Genomic DNA, 17853 nt, shown 5'->3' with positions numbered 1-17853 from the left:
GCTACTTCGAATTTTTCGGATAAACGGGGGTTGTTTTTTTTAGCAGTTCACGCAGAATTTCAATTTCGAGTTCTTTTTCACCAAGCGCTTTAACCGCTCTGTCATACCGCTGCTCGACTTCCTGCAACCGCTGGATTTCTTGCAAATGCTCGTCTGCCGAGGGAATGTCCTCCGGTGGAATAAAGTCACGATGCTCGCGTATCCACAAACGAATGGTTTCGGGGTGAATGTCGTACATGCGAGCAAGCACCCCCACCTTAACCCCAGCCAATGCTTCCTTAACAATTCTAAGCCGTGTTTCTTCCTTTAACCTTTTTCCCATCCCGCTCATCTCCCTTATCCCTAGTTTAAATCATTGTAGGGGGGGACTCCAATTCGATTAGGGGGCCTAGGAGTTTTTGCATCTTTTTTGCCCAAAAGGGGCGATCTCGGCGTAAAAAGATGCATATTTGCAGGCATTGCGGCGAAAGAACAACGGGGCGACGATAGTCCAACTATTAACGGCGAGCCACCGACGAGCCACCGACGAGCCGCCGACGAGCCACCGACGAGCCGCCGACGAGCCGCCGACGAGCCGCCGACGAGCCGCCGACGAGCCACCGACGAGCCGCCGACGAGCCGCCGCCGAGCCGCCGACGAGCCACCGACCAGTCACCGACGAGCCACCGACGAGCCACCGATCTGCCTACGATTGGCCGACCCTCCGCGATCCAGTTTGATGAATTAAACCGTTGTAGGCAGGGCATGATAAATGCCTGTTGACAACCGCTTCCCACGCGGCCTATAATTACCGATAACTTCATAAGCCAAATGTGTTGATTAGAACCAGTAGATGTGAAGACGCCTTTCAGAGAGCCGTTGGTTGGTGCGAAACGGCAGCGCGGATCACGTTGAACTCCTCTATGAACAGTTGCCTGATATGTAGGGTAAACCGGGATTCCGCCGTTACAAGGATAGATGGTGTTGGCCATCGAACGAGATTGTTTCCGCATGTCGGGAACGAATTAGAGTGGTACCGCGGGTTAAACCCCGTCTCTATAACAGAGACGGGGTTTTTTGTCGTTTAAATTCCGGGTTTAAACGAGCCTGCTTCACATAGATTTCCCATTATAAAACCTGAGGGGGATATCCCATGAGCCGCAAAATTATCGTATTGGATACCACGTTAAGAGACGGGGAGCAAGTGCCTGGCGCCAAGCTGAACGCCGTGCAGAAGGTCGAATTCGCCCGTCAGCTGGAACGCTTGAAGGTCGATATCGTCGAGGCCGGATTCCCCGCATCGTCCCGCGGAGACTTCGAGTCCGTGCAAGCCGTCACCCGCGCGGTCGGACGCCAGATGTCGGTGACTGCGCTGGCGCGCGCCGTCAAGAGCGACATTGACGCCGTCTACGAGAGCATCAAGGAAGCGGACCAGCCGCTCATTCATATCGTGCTCGGCACGTCGAACATTCACGTCGAGAAAAAATTCAACCGTTCGAAGGACGCGGTCATGGAAATGGGCGTCGAAGCCGTCCGTTACGCCAAGTCGCTGCTGCCACTCGTGCAGTATTCCACCGAAGACGCGTCGAGATCCGATTTCGACTATCTGTGGCGCACGATCGAGGCGGTCGTCAAGGCCGGCGCCACGATGATTAACGTGCCCGACACGGTCGGCTACGCGGAGCCGCATGAGTTCGGCGAGCTGATCCGGCGTATCAATGAACGGCTCAAAAATCTCGACGAACGCGTCATCCTGAGCGTTCACTGCCACAACGATCTGGGCCTCGCGACGGCGAACACGCTGAGCGCGATCCGGGGCGGCGCGGATAAGGTCGAAGTCACGGTGAACGGCCTGGGCGAGCGCGCCGGCAACACGTCCCTCGAGGAGGTCGTCATGGCGCTGAAGGTGCGAGAGGCGCTGTTTGGGTGCTCCACGAACGTCCGCACGACGGAGCTGCTTCCGACGTCCAAGCTGCTGACGCACCTGACGGGTCTCGACGTGCAGGTCAACAAGGCGATTACCGGCGAAAATGCGTTTGCCCATTCCTCCGGCATTCACCAGGACGGCTTGCTGAAGGATAAGCGCGTGTACGAGATCATGTCGCCCGAGGAGGTCGGGGCCGAGAGCATGGAGCTCGTGCTGACTGCGCGGTCCGGCCGGCACGCGTTCAAGCACGCCGCGGCGCGCATGGGCTTCGAGCCGAAGGACGACGCCGACTTCGAGGCGCTGTTCGAGAAGTTCCTGGCGCTCGCCGACGCGCGCAAGGAAGTGTACGATCACGACGTGTTCGCGCTCGTGAACGGTCACCGCGAAGCGCAGCCGAAGGACGAAGCGGTCGCCGCGCGCCTGTTCGAGCTGGAGTCGTTCCAGGTCGTTACGAACGAGCTGTGTCCGACCGCCACGGTGAAGCTGCGGAGAGGTGCGGAAGCGCTCAAGGGCAGCGCGGTCGGCGACGGCCCGATCGACGCGCTGTACGGCGTCATCCGGGAGCTCGCGGGCTTCGAGGTGCGGCTGAAGCATTACAAGATCAACAGCCTCTCCAGAGGGGAAGAAGCGGTCGGCCGGGTGAACATCCAGCTTGAATACGACGGCAAGACGTACGCCGGGCGGGCGATGGACACCGATATTATCAAGGCGAGCGCGCTGGCGTTCCTGAACGGCATTAATGCCATCGTGCTCGATTCGGCGCCGGGCGAGGAAGCGGCGGTGGAAATCGGCTAGGAAAGGGAGTGGGGCAGTCGCGATGGTCGTCCGGAGGGATGCGCGGCTGCCCGTTTGCTTGCGGGTTAGCGGATTAAATTTAAATACCCGGGCGGTGGGCGGATAGCGGCATGAATTGCCGCTATGGATTCGCGGGAGTACGTGCGGTGGGCGGATAACGGCATGAATTGCCGCTATGGATTCGCGGGAGCACGTGCGGTGGGCGGATAACGGCATGAATTGCCGCTATGGGTTCGCGGGAGTATGTGCGGCGGAAGGATAACGGCATGAATTGCCGCTATGGGTTCGCGGGAGTACGAGCGGTGGGCGGATAGCGGCATGAATTGCCGCTATGGGTTCGCGGGAGTACGAGCGGTGGGCGGATAACGGCATGAATTGCCGCTATGGGTTCGCGGGAGTACGTGCGGTGGAAGGATAGCGGTATGAATTGCCGATATGCTTCGCGGGAGTACGGATGGTGAGCGGATTAAGGCAAAGAAATTCAGATTTTTGCAGAAATGTATTCTCGAAAAAAGGCGTCTTGGTTTCGGTAATGACTGTTCGCTTAGTCTCCCGCCCGTACTCGCCGCCGATATTCCGAAGGCGTCTGGCCCGTCAGCTTCTTGAACGACTTGGAAAAGTAAAGCGGGTCGCTGTATCCGACGGACAGGGCGACCTCTTCGACGGAGAGCGGCTCGGCGAGCAGCGAGCTGGCGCGCTCGATGCGCAGCTGCTGCAGGTAGGCGACAGGCGTCATGCCCGTCTCCCGCTTGAACAGCTTCGTCAGATGCGTGCGGTGGTAGCCGAGCTCGGCGGCCATCCGCGCGATCGTGACGGAGGGATCCGACTGTTGCGCCTGCAGCCAGCGCGCGGCCCGGTCCGCCTCGACGGCGGAGAGGCTGCGCGGTTCGGCGCCGGCAGCCGGTCCGGCCGGGCGGTTCGCCCTGGCCCATGCCGCGAACGCAAGCCGCAGCCAGCCCTCCGCCTCCCATTCGGCGGTCCAGCTTTTTTTGGCGAACGCGCCGTCCACCGCCCGCATCGCGCGCAGCGCTTCTTCGCTGCCGCCCCGCACGATGGGATGCAGCGCGTCGACGCCCGCCGCGGCGAGCCAGCGCTCGGCATCGGGACCGTGGAAGGCGATCCAGCGATACCGCCACGGCCGTTCCTTGTCCGACTCGTAGACGTACATCTCGCCCGGAAAAATGACGAAGCTATCGCCTTCCCCGAGGTCATAGTGCCTGTCGCGGCATCTGTACCAGCCTTTGCCCTCGGCGACCGTATGGATGAGGAAGTGGTCCAGCTTCTGCGGTCCCATCCGATGCTCAGGCTCGGTCTGCGAGTGTCCCGCGAACAGAACGGACAATGTCGCGGACGCGCGGGGATTCGGATGCACGGACGTGCGGCTGAACGGATTGGACATGATGATTACCCTCCACATGATAGACTACATTATTCCATAAGTTGAACGTATTGTTCCATATTCTCGGAAGCGCTTTTTATTTATTATAAATCGCAGATAGGCTTAATACTACCGGGAATCAGGGAGGCTAATTTCTCATGTCCAAGATCACGTTCCTCGGAGCGGGCAGTACGGTATTCGTCAAAAATGTACTGGGTGACAGCATGCTCGTGCCCTCGCTTCAGGGCTTTGAGCTGGCGTTGTTCGATATCAATCCGGAGCGGCTGAAGGAATCCGAGAGCATGCTTCGCAACATCCAGGCTTCCAACGGCAGCAAGTGCCGTATCGTCGCCTATTCCGACCGCAAGGAAGCGCTGCGCGGCGCCAAGTACGTCGTCAACGCCATTCAGGTCGGCGGCTACGATCCGTGCACGATTACCGACTTCGAAGTGCCGAAGAAATACGGCCTTCGCCAGACGATCGCGGACACGCTGGGCATCGGCGGCATTTTCCGCAATCTGCGCACGATTCCGGTCATGATGGACTTCGCCCGCGACATTCGCGAGGTATGTCCGGACGCCTGGTTCCTCAACTATACGAATCCGATGGCTGTCCTGACCAACGTCATGAATACCCATGGCGGCGTGAAAACGGTCGGTCTTTGCCACAGCGTGCAGGTGTGCGTCGATCATTTGTTTGACGGACTCGGCATGGAGAAGGAAGGCGTGCGGTCGCGCATCGCGGGCATCAACCATATGGCCTGGCTGCTCGAAGTGACCAAGGACGGCGTCGACCTGTATCCGGAGATCAAGCGCCGCGCGGCGGAAAAGCAAAAGGAAAAGCACCACGACATGGTGCGCTACGAGCTGATGCTGAAGTTCGGCTACTATGTGACGGAGTCGAGCGAGCACAACGCCGAGTACCACCCGTACTTTATCAAGAAAAACTATCCGGAGCTGATCGAACGCTTCAACATCCCGCTTGACGAGTATCCGCGCCGCTGTATCGACCAGATCAAGCGGTGGGGCGAGATGCGCGACAGCATCGTGAACAACGCGAGCCTCTCGCACGAGCGCTCGCATGAGTATGCCTCCTACATTTTCGACGCGATGGAGACGAACGTGCCGTTCAAGATCGGCGGCAACGTCATGAACACCGGCCTCATCACCAACCTGCCGAAGGAAGCTTGCGTCGAGGTGCCGTGCCTGGTCGACGCTTCGGGCGTGACGCCGACGTACGTGGGCGACCTGCCGCCACAGCTGGCCGCGCTCAACCGGACGAACATCAACACCCAGCTGCTCACGATCGAAGCCGCGGTGACGGGCAAAAAGGAGCACATTTACCACGCCGCCCTGCTTGATCCGCACACGTCCGCCGAACTGTCGATGGACGACATCGTCTCCCTGTGCGACGACCTGATCGAAGCGCACGGCGACTGGCTGCCGAAGTTCCGTTGATTTTTGCAAGCCGGAGTCGAACATCAAACAGGCCCATGCCAATGCGCATGGGCCTGTTGCTGCGTAACTGCGTTCAATGATCGGCGATGATCTCGGCGAGCTGCATGTAGTAGTTGCCGAAGGAATCGGCGCTCAGCTTGGTCGCATACATCCGGAAGTAGCGGGCCGATACCAGGCTGCTGAACGGGAATACTTGCGTCGTGCTTTTCGGATTGTAGTAATCCATGTAATCATGACCGACGATATCTGTCCAGTTCGTGCCGTCGACGCTCGATTGGAGCTTGAAGTTGACCGGGAAGCCGGCGTCCGGACGCGGGCGGATGCGCAGGCCGCTCCAGCTCTGCACGCTGCCCGTATCGATCGACGCCCACTCCGTAGCGGCAGCCGCAGTATGGCCGGCGCTCGACCAGTACGTGTCGTTTTGTCCATCCGCGATCTTTGCGGTCTCCCAGCCGGCGATGGAGGAAGAAGAAGCCGACGTGCGCGGCGGCAGCGTGTCTGGCCTCATGTCGGCGATCTGCATATAGTAATTGCCGTAATCGTCCGCGCCCAGCTTGGTTGCGTACATGCGCACGTATCGGGCGGTGACGCCGCTGCCGAATTTGAACGTCTGCGCCGCGGAGCCTGGATTGGCATATCCGATATACGAAGCGCCCGCGATGTCCGTCCACGTCGTGCCGTCGACACTCGACTGGAACTTGAAGTCGACGGGGAAAGCCACGCCAGATAGGCGAGGCGTCACCTTGACCGCTCCAATCGGTCTTGCCGCGCCCAAATCGATGGCGAGCCATTCCGCGGAGGCGGCCGCGCTATGAGCGTTGCTCGACCAAACCGTCGTCTGGTTGCCGTCCAATACCTTGGCGCCTTCCCAGCCCGCGATCGCGGACGACTGCGAGGTGCCGTACGGAATCTCCTCGATCTTCACGTCTCCCAGCTGAAGCTGAAAGCCCCAAGGCTGATTTTCGTCGTGACCCAGCTCGGTCGCATAGACGCGCACATACCTGCCGTAGAGCGGTTCGTTAAAATCATATACGTTCCGGGCCGGCGACTCGATCCGATATTGCCGGATATCGTAGTCCGCATTCACCCAGGTAGCGTTGTCCGTGCTGACCTGAATATTAAATTTGCTTGGATACGAGAGCTCGTTGGGCTGCCGCGGCGTCAGCGTGACGCGTTGAATCATGCGTGAAGCGCCGGTATCGACCGTGACCCATTCCGTACTTGCGTTGCTCGAGTGGCCTGCGCTCGACCACGTCGTGTTCGGATCCGCATCGATCGCCTTCGAAGCCTCCCAGCCGGCGATCTGGCTGGATACGGTCACGCCGCTGCGCGGGCTCGCCGTCAACGCGAGCGGCGTGGCGCTCACTTGCTGCGCGTTGCCGCTGTCGCCGCTCGCGTTGCTCGCGACGACCGTGAAGTAATAGGGCGTACCGTTCGTCAGTCCGGTGACCGTATAAGGGCTGGAGGAGATGCCGGTCAACGTCGACGTATAGCTGCCGCTGGCGGTGCCGTATTTGACTTTGTAAGTCTCTCCAGCGACGCCGGACGTGCGGAAGTGCAGCGTCGTCTGGCCGTTGCCGGCGATTGCGGCGCTAATGATCGGCACCGCTGGCAGCGCGCTGTCGGTCAGCGTGATCGGATTCATCGCGGTGTACCAGTAAGCCCAAACGGTGCCGTAAGCGTAGGCGATCCGATTGTTTTTCGTCGTATCGAATTGTCCGAGCTCGTTGCCGGTGATGCCCGCGTTGTGGGCCGCGACGCTGATGAAGTTCTTAGGCAGGGTCGCCGGCTTGTACGTGATGCCGTCCGCCGATTCGTACAGCTTGATGTAGGCGAAAGGACCGAAACGCCTGGCTGTCCCGATTGCGATAAACTTGTTCATCGAAGGAACGTACTTGTGATCGGTCGAATCGTCTCCGTCCAGATCGCGGTTAATGGCGACGCCTTGATACGTCATGCTGCCCGGCCAGTTGGAGTTGGTCGTCGAAGCCGTACGCACGCGCGTCTGATTGACCGGCTTGCCGGTGGACGGATCGCGGCTCATCCAGGTGTAGTAAATATAGAGCGTGGAATTTTTGACGACGAAGCTCGGCTCGCCGGCGCCATACGTGTCAATCGGCGCGTCGTCGAAGACGATGAACGGCTGGGGGGACGTGCCGCCCCAACCGCTGCCGTTCCACTTTTCCCAAGGCCCGGTAACGCTTGCCGACCGCGCGACATAGACGTCGTTGTCGGTTCCGTTGACGTTTTCCGTGGACGTATAGCCCATATAGTAGTAGCCGCCGAACTTGACGACGCCGGGATCGCATACCGAGTAGGCATCGCGCGCGCCGGCCGTCGGCTGCAGGGCGACGGACTCGCTGCCCCAGGTTGCGCCGTTGTCGGGAGAGTGCTTGTACCGAATGTAGTCCCACGCGCCGGATGCGCCGGGCGAGCAGGTCCACATGTCGATGCTGTTGTCCGCGTTCAGGATCATCGACGGTCCGTACCGGTAGGAGCCGCCCGTAGACGGGTCGAACACGTTCCAGCCGGCCGACGTCGAGCCGTTCACGACCGCGAACGCATTGGTCGGAAAGGCGATCGTGAGCAGCAACAGCAACGCCAGTCCACGCAGGCTTGCTTTTCTTTTCATCAATTTAATCCCTCCTTGTAATCGCTTTCGTCGAGATCATATCTAAAAAAAAGAAAATCGTCAATGAATATTTAATTGATGTTTAATTAAACAAATATAGTGCGTCAAATTGTTCAAGAGACGGCTCGGTGTTAAAATGGGGAGAAAAGCGCGCGTATGGCTAAAATAAGAGGTGTTCCGACATTGAAGGTGACGATCAGGGACGTGGCGCAGGCAGCGGGCGTTGCGCCGGCGACCGTATCCAACTACTTGAACGACAGCGCGCCGGTCAGCGAAGCGTCTCGAAAAAAAATCGGCGATGCGATCGCCCGCTTGAACTATCGGCCGATCGTGCGGAGCGTCCCGTCCAGAAATGAGACGGAGATCGCGTTGTTCGTGCCAGAGGCGTTTGAGAATAAGGATCGAATGTACCTCGACGAGACGTTTCTCGATTTATTAAGAGGGGTTGGCGAGCAACTGCGCCAGTCGGGCAGTCGTCTGACGCTGCTGTGGCACAAGCAGCTGTCCGATATCGAGCGTGAAATTATAGGTTCGGGCGCGATCGGCGGCGTTATCTACCCGAGCCCGCATGTGGACGATCCAATTCCGGGCTTGCTGCTGGACAACGACGTTCCGCTCGTGACGCTCGGGGAGCTGTCCAACCGGACCGATTATCATTCCGTCGACATGGATAATATTGCCGGCGCGCAGATGGCGACCCGGCATCTGATCGAGCTCGGGCATCGAGACATCGCCTTTATCGCACCGTGCCCGCTCGATACGATGCTGAGCTTCTACCGGCTCACCGGCTACCAGCGGGCGATGACGCTTAGCGGTTTGCCTCTGCGCCCCGAGTACGTGTGGGTCGGCGACTTCAGCGCGGAGACCGGCTACCGGATCGCCGCGGAGCTGCTCGCGCTGCCGCACCCGCCCACTGCGATCGTGGCGGGCCGCGACATGCTGGCGCTTGGCGCGATCGCCGCGGCGAGGCAGGCGGGACTTGGGACGCCGGGGCAGCTGGCCGTCACCGGATTCGACAACACGACGCTCGCGGAGCATCACGGCATCACGAGCGTGAAGGCGCCGCTGTACGACATCGGCGCCGAAGCGACCAGGCTGCTGCTGGAGATCATCGCGGACAAACGCTCGCCGGCACGCAAGCTCGTCATCCCGACGCAGCTCGTCGTCCGCGCGTCCAGCGATCCGGCTTCGAGCGACGCGGGGCTGCGGTTTTATTGAGCGTGCGAGCTAACCTAGCGCCGGCGTTTGGCCGCAAAAAGTTTCTTTATCCGCGACAAAACCATTTCGGCGCAGTAACTTAATGGAAAAAAATCCGATATTCGCACCATAGCCACCCCGGCGCAATTGCAGTGCGGCAGTAAATGCCGCTATCTCCTCCGCCGGGCCACACACGGGGAGGTTTAGCGGCAATCCGTGCCGCTATTACCTCGCAGGCTCGCTACGCAGGAGGTTTAGCGGCAATCCCTGCCGCTATGACCCCGTAGGGCCCGTTACGCAGGCGGTTTAGCGGCAATCCGTGCCGCTATTACCCCGCAGGTCCGCTACGTAGGCGGTTTAGCGGCAATCCATGCCGCTATGACCCCGCAGGGCCCGCTACGCATGGGGGAGCGGCAATCCGTACCGCTATCACCGCTACGCCCCGCGCAAAAACTCATCATTACGCTTGCTTTTACATAGGGTGGGGGAGTATAATTGTTGCAAGAGAAGGGGGCTGCGATCATGAGCGATACCGTTAATCCCGAAGCCTACAAGCCGCTCTTCGAGGGCGACGAAGCGGAGTCTTGCCACCACGAGGGCGGAGAGCGCAAAAGCCACCACTCGGATAAGGTCAAGAGCAGTCTGATCAGCAGGCTGAATCGCATCGAAGGCCAAGTGAGGGGCATCAAAGGCTTGATCGAGCGGGATACTTATTGCGACGACGTGCTGAATCAGATCGCGTCCGTACAATCGGCGTTGAACGGCGTCGGCAAGCTGCTGCTTGAGCATCATCTCAAGAGCTGCGTCGTCGAGCGGATCCAGGAGGGCGATACCGACGTGCTGGCCGAATTAATGACGACGATGAACAAGCTCATCAAGTAAAGAGCGCTTGAATGAATCGATCATCCAAATCAACCATTCGCGGCGGATACGCCGTTTTCTTATGGCTTAAATTATAGGGTCGGGGGGTATTGTACACGATGGAGTCGAACTCGAAAGGTACGGAGCAGGCGACATTGGCTATAACGGGAATGACCTGCGCAGCTTGCGCGAATCGCATCGAGAAAGGCCTTGTCAAACTTGAAGGCGTCGACGCTGCCAATGTGAACTTCGCATTGGAGAAAGCAAGCGTCAGCTACGATCCGTCACGCGTCGGCGTTGGCGCGATGGAGGAGACGATCCGCAAGCTGGGATACGATACGGTTAAGGAGACGGCGGACTTCTCGATCGAAGGCATGACCTGCGCCGCTTGCGCCGCACGGATCGAAAAGGGTCTCGGCAAGCTGCCGGGCGTCAGCGCCGCGTCCGTTAATCTGGCGCTGGAAACGGCCCGGGTCGAATACGTACCCGGAACAGTGTCGGTCGCCGATATGCAGCATAAAGTCGAGCAGCTCGGATATAAGGCGACGCCGAAGCGCGACGAAGCGGACGACGCCGGAGCGGACCGACGCGCAGCCGAGCGCAGCCGCCAATTGCGCAAGCTGCTTTTTTCCGCCATCCTGTCGCTGCCCCTGCTCTGGAGCATGGTCGGCCACTTTTCCTTTACCGCATGGATCTACGTACCGGAGCTGTTCATGAACCCCTGGTTCCAGCTGGCGCTGGCGACGCCCGTGCAGTTTTATATCGGTCGCGGTTTCTACGTAGGCGCCTACAAAGCGCTGCGCAACGGCAGCGCCAACATGGACGTCCTCGTATCGCTTGGCACTTCTGCCGCTTATTTCTACAGCTTGTACCTTACGGTCGATTGGGCGTCCGCGAAAATGGGCGTGCACCACGCGCCGCCGATGTACTATGAGACGAGCGCGATTCTGATTACGCTGGTGCTGCTGGGCAAGTGGTTCGAGCGTTTGGCCAAAGGCCGCACGTCCGAGGCGATCAAGTCGCTGATGGGCCTGCAGGCGAAAACGGCGCTTGTCGTACGAAATGGCGCGGAGCTCTCGATCCCGGTGGAGCAGGTCGTACGCGGCGATGTCGTGCTGGTCCGGCCGGGCGAGAAGGTGCCTGTTGACGGGGAAGTCATCGAGGGAGAGTCTTCCGTCGACGAATCGATGCTGACGGGGGAGAGCTTGCCGGTCGGCAAAAAAGCGGGCGACGCGGTTATAGGCGCCACGATCAACAAAAACGGCAGACTGCGCATCCGGGCGACCAAAGTCGGCAAGGACACGGCGCTCGCGCAAATCGTCAAAGTCGTCGAGGAAGCGCAAGGCTCCAAGGCGCCGATTCAGCGCGTGGCGGACGTGATATCGGGCATCTTTGTGCCGATCGTTGTCGGCATCGCGGTCGCGGCGTTTCTCGTCTGGTATTTCTTCGTGCAGCCTTGGGACTTCGCCGGGGCGCTGGAGAAGGCGATTGCGATTCTGGTCATCGCTTGCCCGTGCGCGCTCGGTTTGGCGACACCGACCTCGATTATGGCCGGCTCCGGCCGGGCGGCCGAATTCGGCATCCTGTTCAAGGGCGGCGAGCACCTGGAGATGACGCAGGCCATCGATACGGTCGTGCTGGATAAAACGGGTACCGTCACGCGGGGCAAGCCGGAATTGACGGACGTCATCATCTCGGACGAAACAGCAGATGCTGAGGCATATCTGAGCGAAGGGGATAAGGTTTCCCTACTGTTGCGGTTCGTCGGCGCGGCGGAGAAAAACTCCGAGCATCCGCTCGCGGAAGCGATCGTAGCGGGCATTCGCGAGCGCGGCATCGCGCTGCCGGATGCCGAATCGTTCGAGGCGCTGCCCGGCTACGGCGTGCGTGCGGTCGTGGAGGGCAGGCAGGTGCTGGTCGGCACGCGCCGTCTTCTGGAACGGGAGAACGTGGCGATCGGGGTGACGGCATCGGAAACGATGACGCGGCTTGAGGAAGCGGGCAAAACGGCGATGCTCGCGGCATTCGATGGCTTGTATGCAGGAACGATCGCGGTGGCGGACACGGTGAAGGATACTTCCGCAGCTGCGGTCGCCCGACTTCAGGCGATGGGGATCGAGGTCGTCATGATTACGGGGGACAACGCCCGCACGGCCGCGGCGATCGCGGCCCAGGTCGGCATCTCCCGCGTACTGTCGGAAGTGCTGCCGGAGGGCAAGGCGGCCGAGGTGAAAAAGCTGCAGGCGGCGGGCCGAAAGGTCGCGATGGTCGGCGACGGCATCAACGACGCGCCGGCGCTCGCTACGGCCGACGTCGGCATGGCGGTCGGCACGGGGACGGACGTCGCGATGGAGGCGGCTGACGTCACGCTCATGCGGGGCGATCTCGCGAGCATCCCGGACGCGATCGAGATGAGCCGGCTCACGATGCGCAACATCCGTCAAAACCTGTTCTGGGCGCTCGGCTACAACACGGTCGGCATCCCGGTGGCGGCGATCGGCCTGCTCGCGCCCTGGGTCGCCGGCGCAGCGATGGCGCTCAGCTCGGTATCCGTCGTGCTGAACGCGCTGCGACTGCAGCGGGCGAAGCTGCGGTCCTAACCGACAGCTACACAGCTTTCGAGCAAAACGCAAAAAGGGATGAAGCAGAGCGGCCCTCTGCCTCATCCCTTTTTGCGTTTTGCAGATCTGACTTCCTCATCGTCGGTGTCCGCAAGATTCGGGCCTATCGATGAACCGATAATCGACGGTTGTTGTTCTATGCCTGATCCGCGTCAGCCTCTGCCTTCACATCGGCATTCAAAGCACTAGACCGCCCCCCGCAGCTCTCGCGCACGACCAGCTCGGAGGGGATGACGACGTTTTGCGGGGCACGGTCTTTTTTGCGGCCGAGCAGCTTCAGCATGAGCCTCGCGCCTTCCTTGCCGATCTCGTACAGATTGGTCGTGGCGGAGGAGATGCCGTACTTGACGGCGGCGGCGCTGTTCTCGAAGCTGACGATCGCGAGGTCGCCGGGCACCGAGGTGCCGTGCGCCCGGGCGTAGTCGATGACGCCGACCGCCTGCGCATCCCGCCCCGCGACGAGTGCCGTGGGCGGCTCCTTCAGCGTCAGGAAGTGCTCCGCGGCCTTGTAGCCGCTCTGTTCCTTTTCGTCGCCGATGTACAAATAGTCGTCCCTAAGCCGCAGTCCCGCTTCCTCCATCGCGTCCTTGAAGCCCTCGTACCGGTCTTCGCATACCAGGTAATTAAGCGGTCCGGGACTGATGAAGGCGATCCGGCGATGGCCGAGTCCAAGCAGATGGCGCGTGTTTTTATACGAAATCTCGTAATTGTCCACGTCCACCGAGTTGACGCGGTTCGCTTGGCTGTTGCTCCCTACGATGACGACGGGGAAATTTTGTTCGGTCAGCTCCTCGATTGTCTGAAAATCGTGCTCGGGCAAGCAGATCAGCACGCCGTCCATCGCCCGTTCGCGCATCAGCTTAACGAGCTTGGGCGTCTTGGTCTTATGGCCGAGACTGTCCCAAGCGAGCAGCAGGTTGTAATCCTTGTGGTCGAGCACCTCGCCGATCCCCTGCAGCAGGCCGTTGAAGTCATTGTTGCCGGAAAAGGAAAAGAAGTCGGTGGCGGGATGTGGCGTGAAAAGGCAGACGCTGTTCGTCTTGCGCGTCACGAGTCCGCGGGCCGCGGAATTCGGCTGATAGTTCAGTCGCTTGATGACTTCCATGATGCGGGCTTTCGTCTCGGGCGCGACGGGCGCCGTGCCGTTAAACGCGAACGAGACGGTCGAGATGGAGACGCCGGCTTCCCGAGCTATATCTTTGATTGTAACCATCGGCTGCAACCTCGCTTAAAACGTTTTTATCAATATAGCATAAATCATGCGGATATAGGCATCGAATTCATCCAAGCATGCCGATTTTGGCAGCGTTTTAATAGGCGATTTTCTCAATAATCCTTATGCGACGCGGTTTTTTTGAGTAATAAAAACGTTTTATTTTAATGTTGAGAATACGTTGCGGAAAATGATATGCTGATTGTGCAAGAGAAAAGAAAGGGCTTACAGCGCGGAAAACGAACACGGGTAAATCGTCAACGGAGACGAAATCCGTAATCACGGCATTTTTTCTCGAATTTTAGCGCTGTATGGCACCAGTGAATAAAAACGTTTTATTAAAAACTCATTTGGAAAGGGGAACTTCACAAATGAATGTTCGTCAAAAAACGGCTTTGCTGCTCGCTTCCTCGCTCGCCGTCGCTTCGCTCTCCGCCTGCTCCGGCTCGAACGGCAACGGCAATGCTTCGTCCTCGGCTTCGGATGCCGGGGCATCTTCATCCGTATCCGCCTCCGGAACCGCTTCCGCATCGGCTGGCGAGCCCAAAGCCAAGAAGACGATCGTTTTCTCCACGATCACCAATTACTATACGGCAGGACTTCAGCTTGCGGCCGAGGACTACCAGAAGCTTCATCCGGAGACGACCGTCAAGATCGACATCGTGTCCGACAACACGACCTACCAGACATCCTTTCAGGCCAAGATGGCGGCAGGCGGCGACGATGCGCCGGATATCGTGCACGCCAACCTGCTCGGCGATACGCCGGCCAACAACGTCAAGAAAGGCTACATCCTGAAGCTGAACGATTTCGTGAAGGCGCCAAATGCCTACAACAACGGCACGACGCTTTACGACGGCATCAACGGCGATTACTGGCCATACGCCTACACCGCCGACGGCGACATCTTCATGCTGCCGTTCGATCTCGTCGGCACGGGCTTCTATTACAACAAAGACTTGTTCGCGAAGGCGGGCATCACCGAGACGCCGACGACCTGGGAGGATCTGTTCGCAGACCTGCAGAAGCTCAAGGATCAGAAGATCATCCCGCTCGCGATGTCGCAAGCGACCGGCTCCGACTACGAAGGCTGGATGGTAGGCGCGTTCGAGGACTGGGCGAACCGTTCGCTGATTCCCGATATCCTCGTGCAGCCGGGAGACGCCCGCAATACGCCGGAGGTCGAAGCGATCAACGGCAAGGTCAAATACGATCCGAACGATCCGTTCTTCGATATCGGCGCGGTCGTCGACGCAGAGCGCACGATGGCGCTGTGGAAGTCGGGCAAATACGATCCGGTGGGGCCGGCCGAGCAGAAAATTTGGTCCACGCTGAAGCAGCTGTCGACGTATTTGCAGCCTGGCTACGCGACGATGAAGGATGCCGACGCTTACCAGCTGTTCATCTCGGGCAAGGCGGCCGCCTACTGGAACGGCAGCTGGCAGGTCGGCCAGATCCTCAAGGATCAGCAAGCGCTGGGCGACAAGGGCTTCGAATGGGGCACCTTCAAGTTCCCCGGCTTCAAGGAAGCCGATCCGAACTTCCCGGGCGACCCGCGCGGCATTCTCGTGCCGGGCCACCAGCTCTCCGTCACCGCCAAGAAGGACGCCGACACGGTCGCTCGCGCCCAGGATTTCCTGCAGTTCCTGTATTCGCCCGAGGAAGCGCAAAAGGTGTTCACGACGACGATCGAAGCCGGCCAGTTCGTGCAAGGACCGAGCCTCGTCAAAGGCGTCACGCTGCCCGATGTCGTTAATTCGTACCTGGACGGCTTTAAGGTCGCGGGCAACATGAACGGTTCGATCGGCCAGATCGCCAACGGCAACCCGGCCGCCGAGCCCAACGCGACAGCCGAAGGGAAGTCGCTGGAGCTCCAATACTACAACGACAAAATTACGCTCGAGCAGTTCCTGCAAAAGAAAGCCGAATACACGAAAAAGACGAACGAGAAGTACATCGCGGACAACAAATTCGACCTCGATCCCAAGACCAACCCTTAAACCCGCGCGCAAGCGGTCCGGCGGGCGCCCGATGGCGCTCCCGGCCGCCTAGGCCGGCGCGAGTCCCGCTTCAAAGGAGCTGATGCCATGAATACGGCGCGATGGAAAAGATACGGGCTGTCCTATTTGTTTCTTTTGCCCTCTTTTTTGTTTATCGTCGTCTTTCTTTACTATCCCGTCATTCTCGCGTTTTTCCATTCCTTTACCGATTGGAATCTCGTTCAGTCCAAGTGGACCGGGCTGCGCAATTTCCGGACGATGTTCGGCGACTCAAGCTTCCGGACAGGCGCCGTCAATCAAGTTATCTACACGCTGACGGACGTGGTCAAAGCGATCGTATTTCCGTTGATCGCCGCGGAGCTGATCTTCCTGATCGGCGGACCGAGAATCAAATATACGTTCCGAACCGGCTTCATCCTGCCGATGCTGCTGCCCGGCATCGTGACGATCCTGCTGTGGCAGAACATTTACGACCCGAACAACGGCTTGCTGAACCAACTGCTGACGCTGGTAGGCCTGGAGAGCTGGGTTCACGCATGGCTTGGCGAGGACAGCACCGCGCTATGGGCGATCGTTTTTTACAACTTCCCGTTTATCGCCGGTCTTCCGTTCCTGATCTTCTACGCGGCCATCGGCAACATGAGCCAGGAGCAGATCGAGGCGGCCCGAATCGACGGCGCCAACGGCTGGCAGGTTTTCACCCGAATTCATCTGCCGTTCCTCGTGCCTCAATTCAAAGTAGTGACCATTCTGACGATCATCGGCAGCCTCCAAGACTTCGTCAAGATCATGGTCATGACGGGCGGCGGCCCCGGCGTCGCGACGACCAACCCGGCGATGATCATGTACAACGCCGCGTTCGGCAGCTCGCAGTACGGCTACGGCTCCGCGATCGGCGTATCGTTGTTCCTCGTTATACTCGCGCTGACGCTGTTTAATATGAAGTTTCTCAAAACCGACTACTAGGAGGTCCTGCCATGACCGCGCGCATGTCGAAATGGGCGGGCTCCGCCGTGCTTGTTGCGCTTCTCGTCGCTACGCTCGTGCCTTTTTTTCTGCTGATCTACTTCTCGTTCAAGGACCAGATCGAGATTCTCGTCGATTTCTGGGGTCTGCCGTCCGCGCTCAAATGGGAAAATTATTCGGCCGCCTGGGACGCCGTCAAAGCCAGCATCGGCCATTCGCTATACGTCTGCTTCGTCACCGTGCTGGGCGCCGTGCTGCTCGGTTCGCTGTCCGGCTTCGTGTTCGCCCGGCACCGTTTCCCATTGCGCGGCTTGCTGTACCTGATGCTGATTGGCGTCATGATGATCCCGTCGCTGCTCAACATCGTGCCGCTCTATGCGATTATCAACAATCTGGGCTTCACGAACAGCTACCTGGGCCTGATCCTGCCCTACATCGCAGGCACGCAGCTGCTCGGCATCATGCTGTGTCGCACCTTTTACGAGTCGCTGCCCCAGGAGCTGTTCGAGGCGGCCCGGATCGACGGCGGCGGCGAATTTTACGTCTACTCCCGGATTGCGCTGCCGCTGAGCCTGCCGATCCTCGTCACCGTCGCGATCGTCACCTTCCTTGCGGTATACAGCGATTACCTGTGGCCGTTTATCGTGCTGAGCCAGGAGCACCAGACGTTCACGATGGCCGCGGTCGGGCTCAACCGCTCGGGCCGGACGGACATTGGACTGTCCTTCGCCGCTTATATCGTCGGCAGCGTGCCGACGATCCTGCTCATTCTGTTCGGCATGAAGTATTACATCGAAGGCATGGTCACCGGCGCCGTGAAGGCGTGA

At 59.5% G+C, this 17853-nt stretch carries 12 protein-coding genes and 1 other annotated feature; of the genes, 8 read left to right on the top strand and 4 right to left on the bottom strand.

The annotated features are described in order from the left end of the window. Position 1 precedes the first annotated feature (1 nt). Positions 2-322: a transposase gene (locus KB449_RS24620; RefSeq protein ID WP_282906615.1), complete on the bottom strand. Its 321-nt coding sequence runs from the start codon at positions 320-322 to the stop codon at positions 2-4. A gap of 484 nt (positions 323-806) precedes the next feature. Then, positions 807-1040 (top strand) — a binding site (T-box leader). Positions 1041-1132: 92 nt separating this feature from the next. Here KB449_RS24620 and KB449_RS24615 point away from each other — a divergent pair. Next, complete coding sequence (locus KB449_RS24615; RefSeq protein WP_282910893.1) at positions 1133-2701, top strand: 2-isopropylmalate synthase; 1569 nt, start codon at positions 1133-1135, stop codon at positions 2699-2701. Between the two features lie 544 nt (positions 2702-3245). Here KB449_RS24615 and KB449_RS24610 read toward each other — a convergent pair. Continuing rightward, positions 3246-4100 carry a helix-turn-helix domain-containing protein gene (locus KB449_RS24610; RefSeq protein WP_282910892.1) on the bottom strand — a complete coding sequence of 285 codons (855 nt, stop codon included), beginning with the start codon at positions 4098-4100 and terminating at the stop codon, positions 3246-3248. A gap of 137 nt (positions 4101-4237) precedes the next feature. Here KB449_RS24610 and melA point away from each other — a divergent pair, with 137 nt between their 5' ends. Further along, the gene (melA, locus tag KB449_RS24605; RefSeq protein WP_282910891.1) at positions 4238-5536 is read left to right on the top strand and encodes an alpha-glucosidase/alpha-galactosidase; all 1299 of its coding nucleotides are present in this window, start codon (positions 4238-4240) and stop codon (positions 5534-5536) included. Positions 5537-5609: 73 nt separating this feature from the next. Here melA and KB449_RS24600 read toward each other — a convergent pair whose 3' ends face one another. Continuing rightward, on the bottom strand, positions 5610-8168 hold the full coding sequence (locus KB449_RS24600) for a discoidin domain-containing protein (RefSeq protein ID WP_282910890.1): 2559 nt from the start codon (positions 8166-8168) through the stop codon (positions 5610-5612). A gap of 156 nt (positions 8169-8324) precedes the next feature. On the opposite strand from KB449_RS24600, the gene KB449_RS24595 reads away from it, so the two are divergent. From KB449_RS24595 to KB449_RS24585, 3 genes are all read left to right on the top strand, one after another. Beyond that, positions 8325-9386, top strand: a complete 1062-nt coding sequence (locus KB449_RS24595; RefSeq protein ID WP_282910889.1) for a LacI family DNA-binding transcriptional regulator — start codon at positions 8325-8327, stop codon at positions 9384-9386. 501 nt (positions 9387-9887) lie between these two features. Continuing rightward, positions 9888-10247: a metal-sensitive transcriptional regulator gene (locus KB449_RS24590; protein WP_282910888.1), complete on the top strand. Its 360-nt coding sequence runs from the start codon at positions 9888-9890 to the stop codon at positions 10245-10247. Between the two features lie 98 nt (positions 10248-10345). Beyond that, positions 10346-12826, top strand: a complete 2481-nt coding sequence (locus KB449_RS24585; protein ID WP_282910887.1) for a heavy metal translocating P-type ATPase — start codon at positions 10346-10348, stop codon at positions 12824-12826. A gap of 157 nt (positions 12827-12983) precedes the next feature. On the opposite strand, the gene KB449_RS24580 is transcribed toward KB449_RS24585, so the two are convergent. After that, the gene (locus KB449_RS24580) at positions 12984-14060 is read right to left on the bottom strand and encodes a LacI family DNA-binding transcriptional regulator (protein WP_282910886.1); all 1077 of its coding nucleotides are present in this window, start codon (positions 14058-14060) and stop codon (positions 12984-12986) included. 371 nt (positions 14061-14431) lie between these two features. On the opposite strand from KB449_RS24580, the gene KB449_RS24575 reads away from it, so the two are divergent. The 3 genes from KB449_RS24575 to KB449_RS24565 all read left to right on the top strand — a co-directional run bounded on the left by KB449_RS24575 (position 14432) and on the right by KB449_RS24565 (position 17853). After that, on the top strand, positions 14432-16060 hold the full coding sequence (locus KB449_RS24575; RefSeq protein WP_282910885.1) for an ABC transporter substrate-binding protein: 1629 nt from the start codon (positions 14432-14434) through the stop codon (positions 16058-16060). Positions 16061-16147: 87 nt separating this feature from the next. Then, positions 16148-17026 (top strand): carbohydrate ABC transporter permease, encoded by an 879-nt coding sequence (locus KB449_RS24570; RefSeq protein WP_282910884.1) that lies wholly within the window; start codon positions 16148-16150, stop codon positions 17024-17026. Positions 17027-17037: 11 nt separating this feature from the next. After that, the gene (locus tag KB449_RS24565; RefSeq protein ID WP_282910883.1) at positions 17038-17853 is read left to right on the top strand and encodes a carbohydrate ABC transporter permease; all 816 of its coding nucleotides are present in this window, start codon (positions 17038-17040) and stop codon (positions 17851-17853) included.

It is taken from the genome of Cohnella hashimotonis (assembly GCF_030014955.1).
In the GTDB taxonomy this organism is placed as follows: Bacteria; Bacillota; Bacilli; order Paenibacillales; family Paenibacillaceae; genus Cohnella; species Cohnella hashimotonis.
This window is presented reverse-complemented; position numbering and strand designations above follow the sequence as displayed.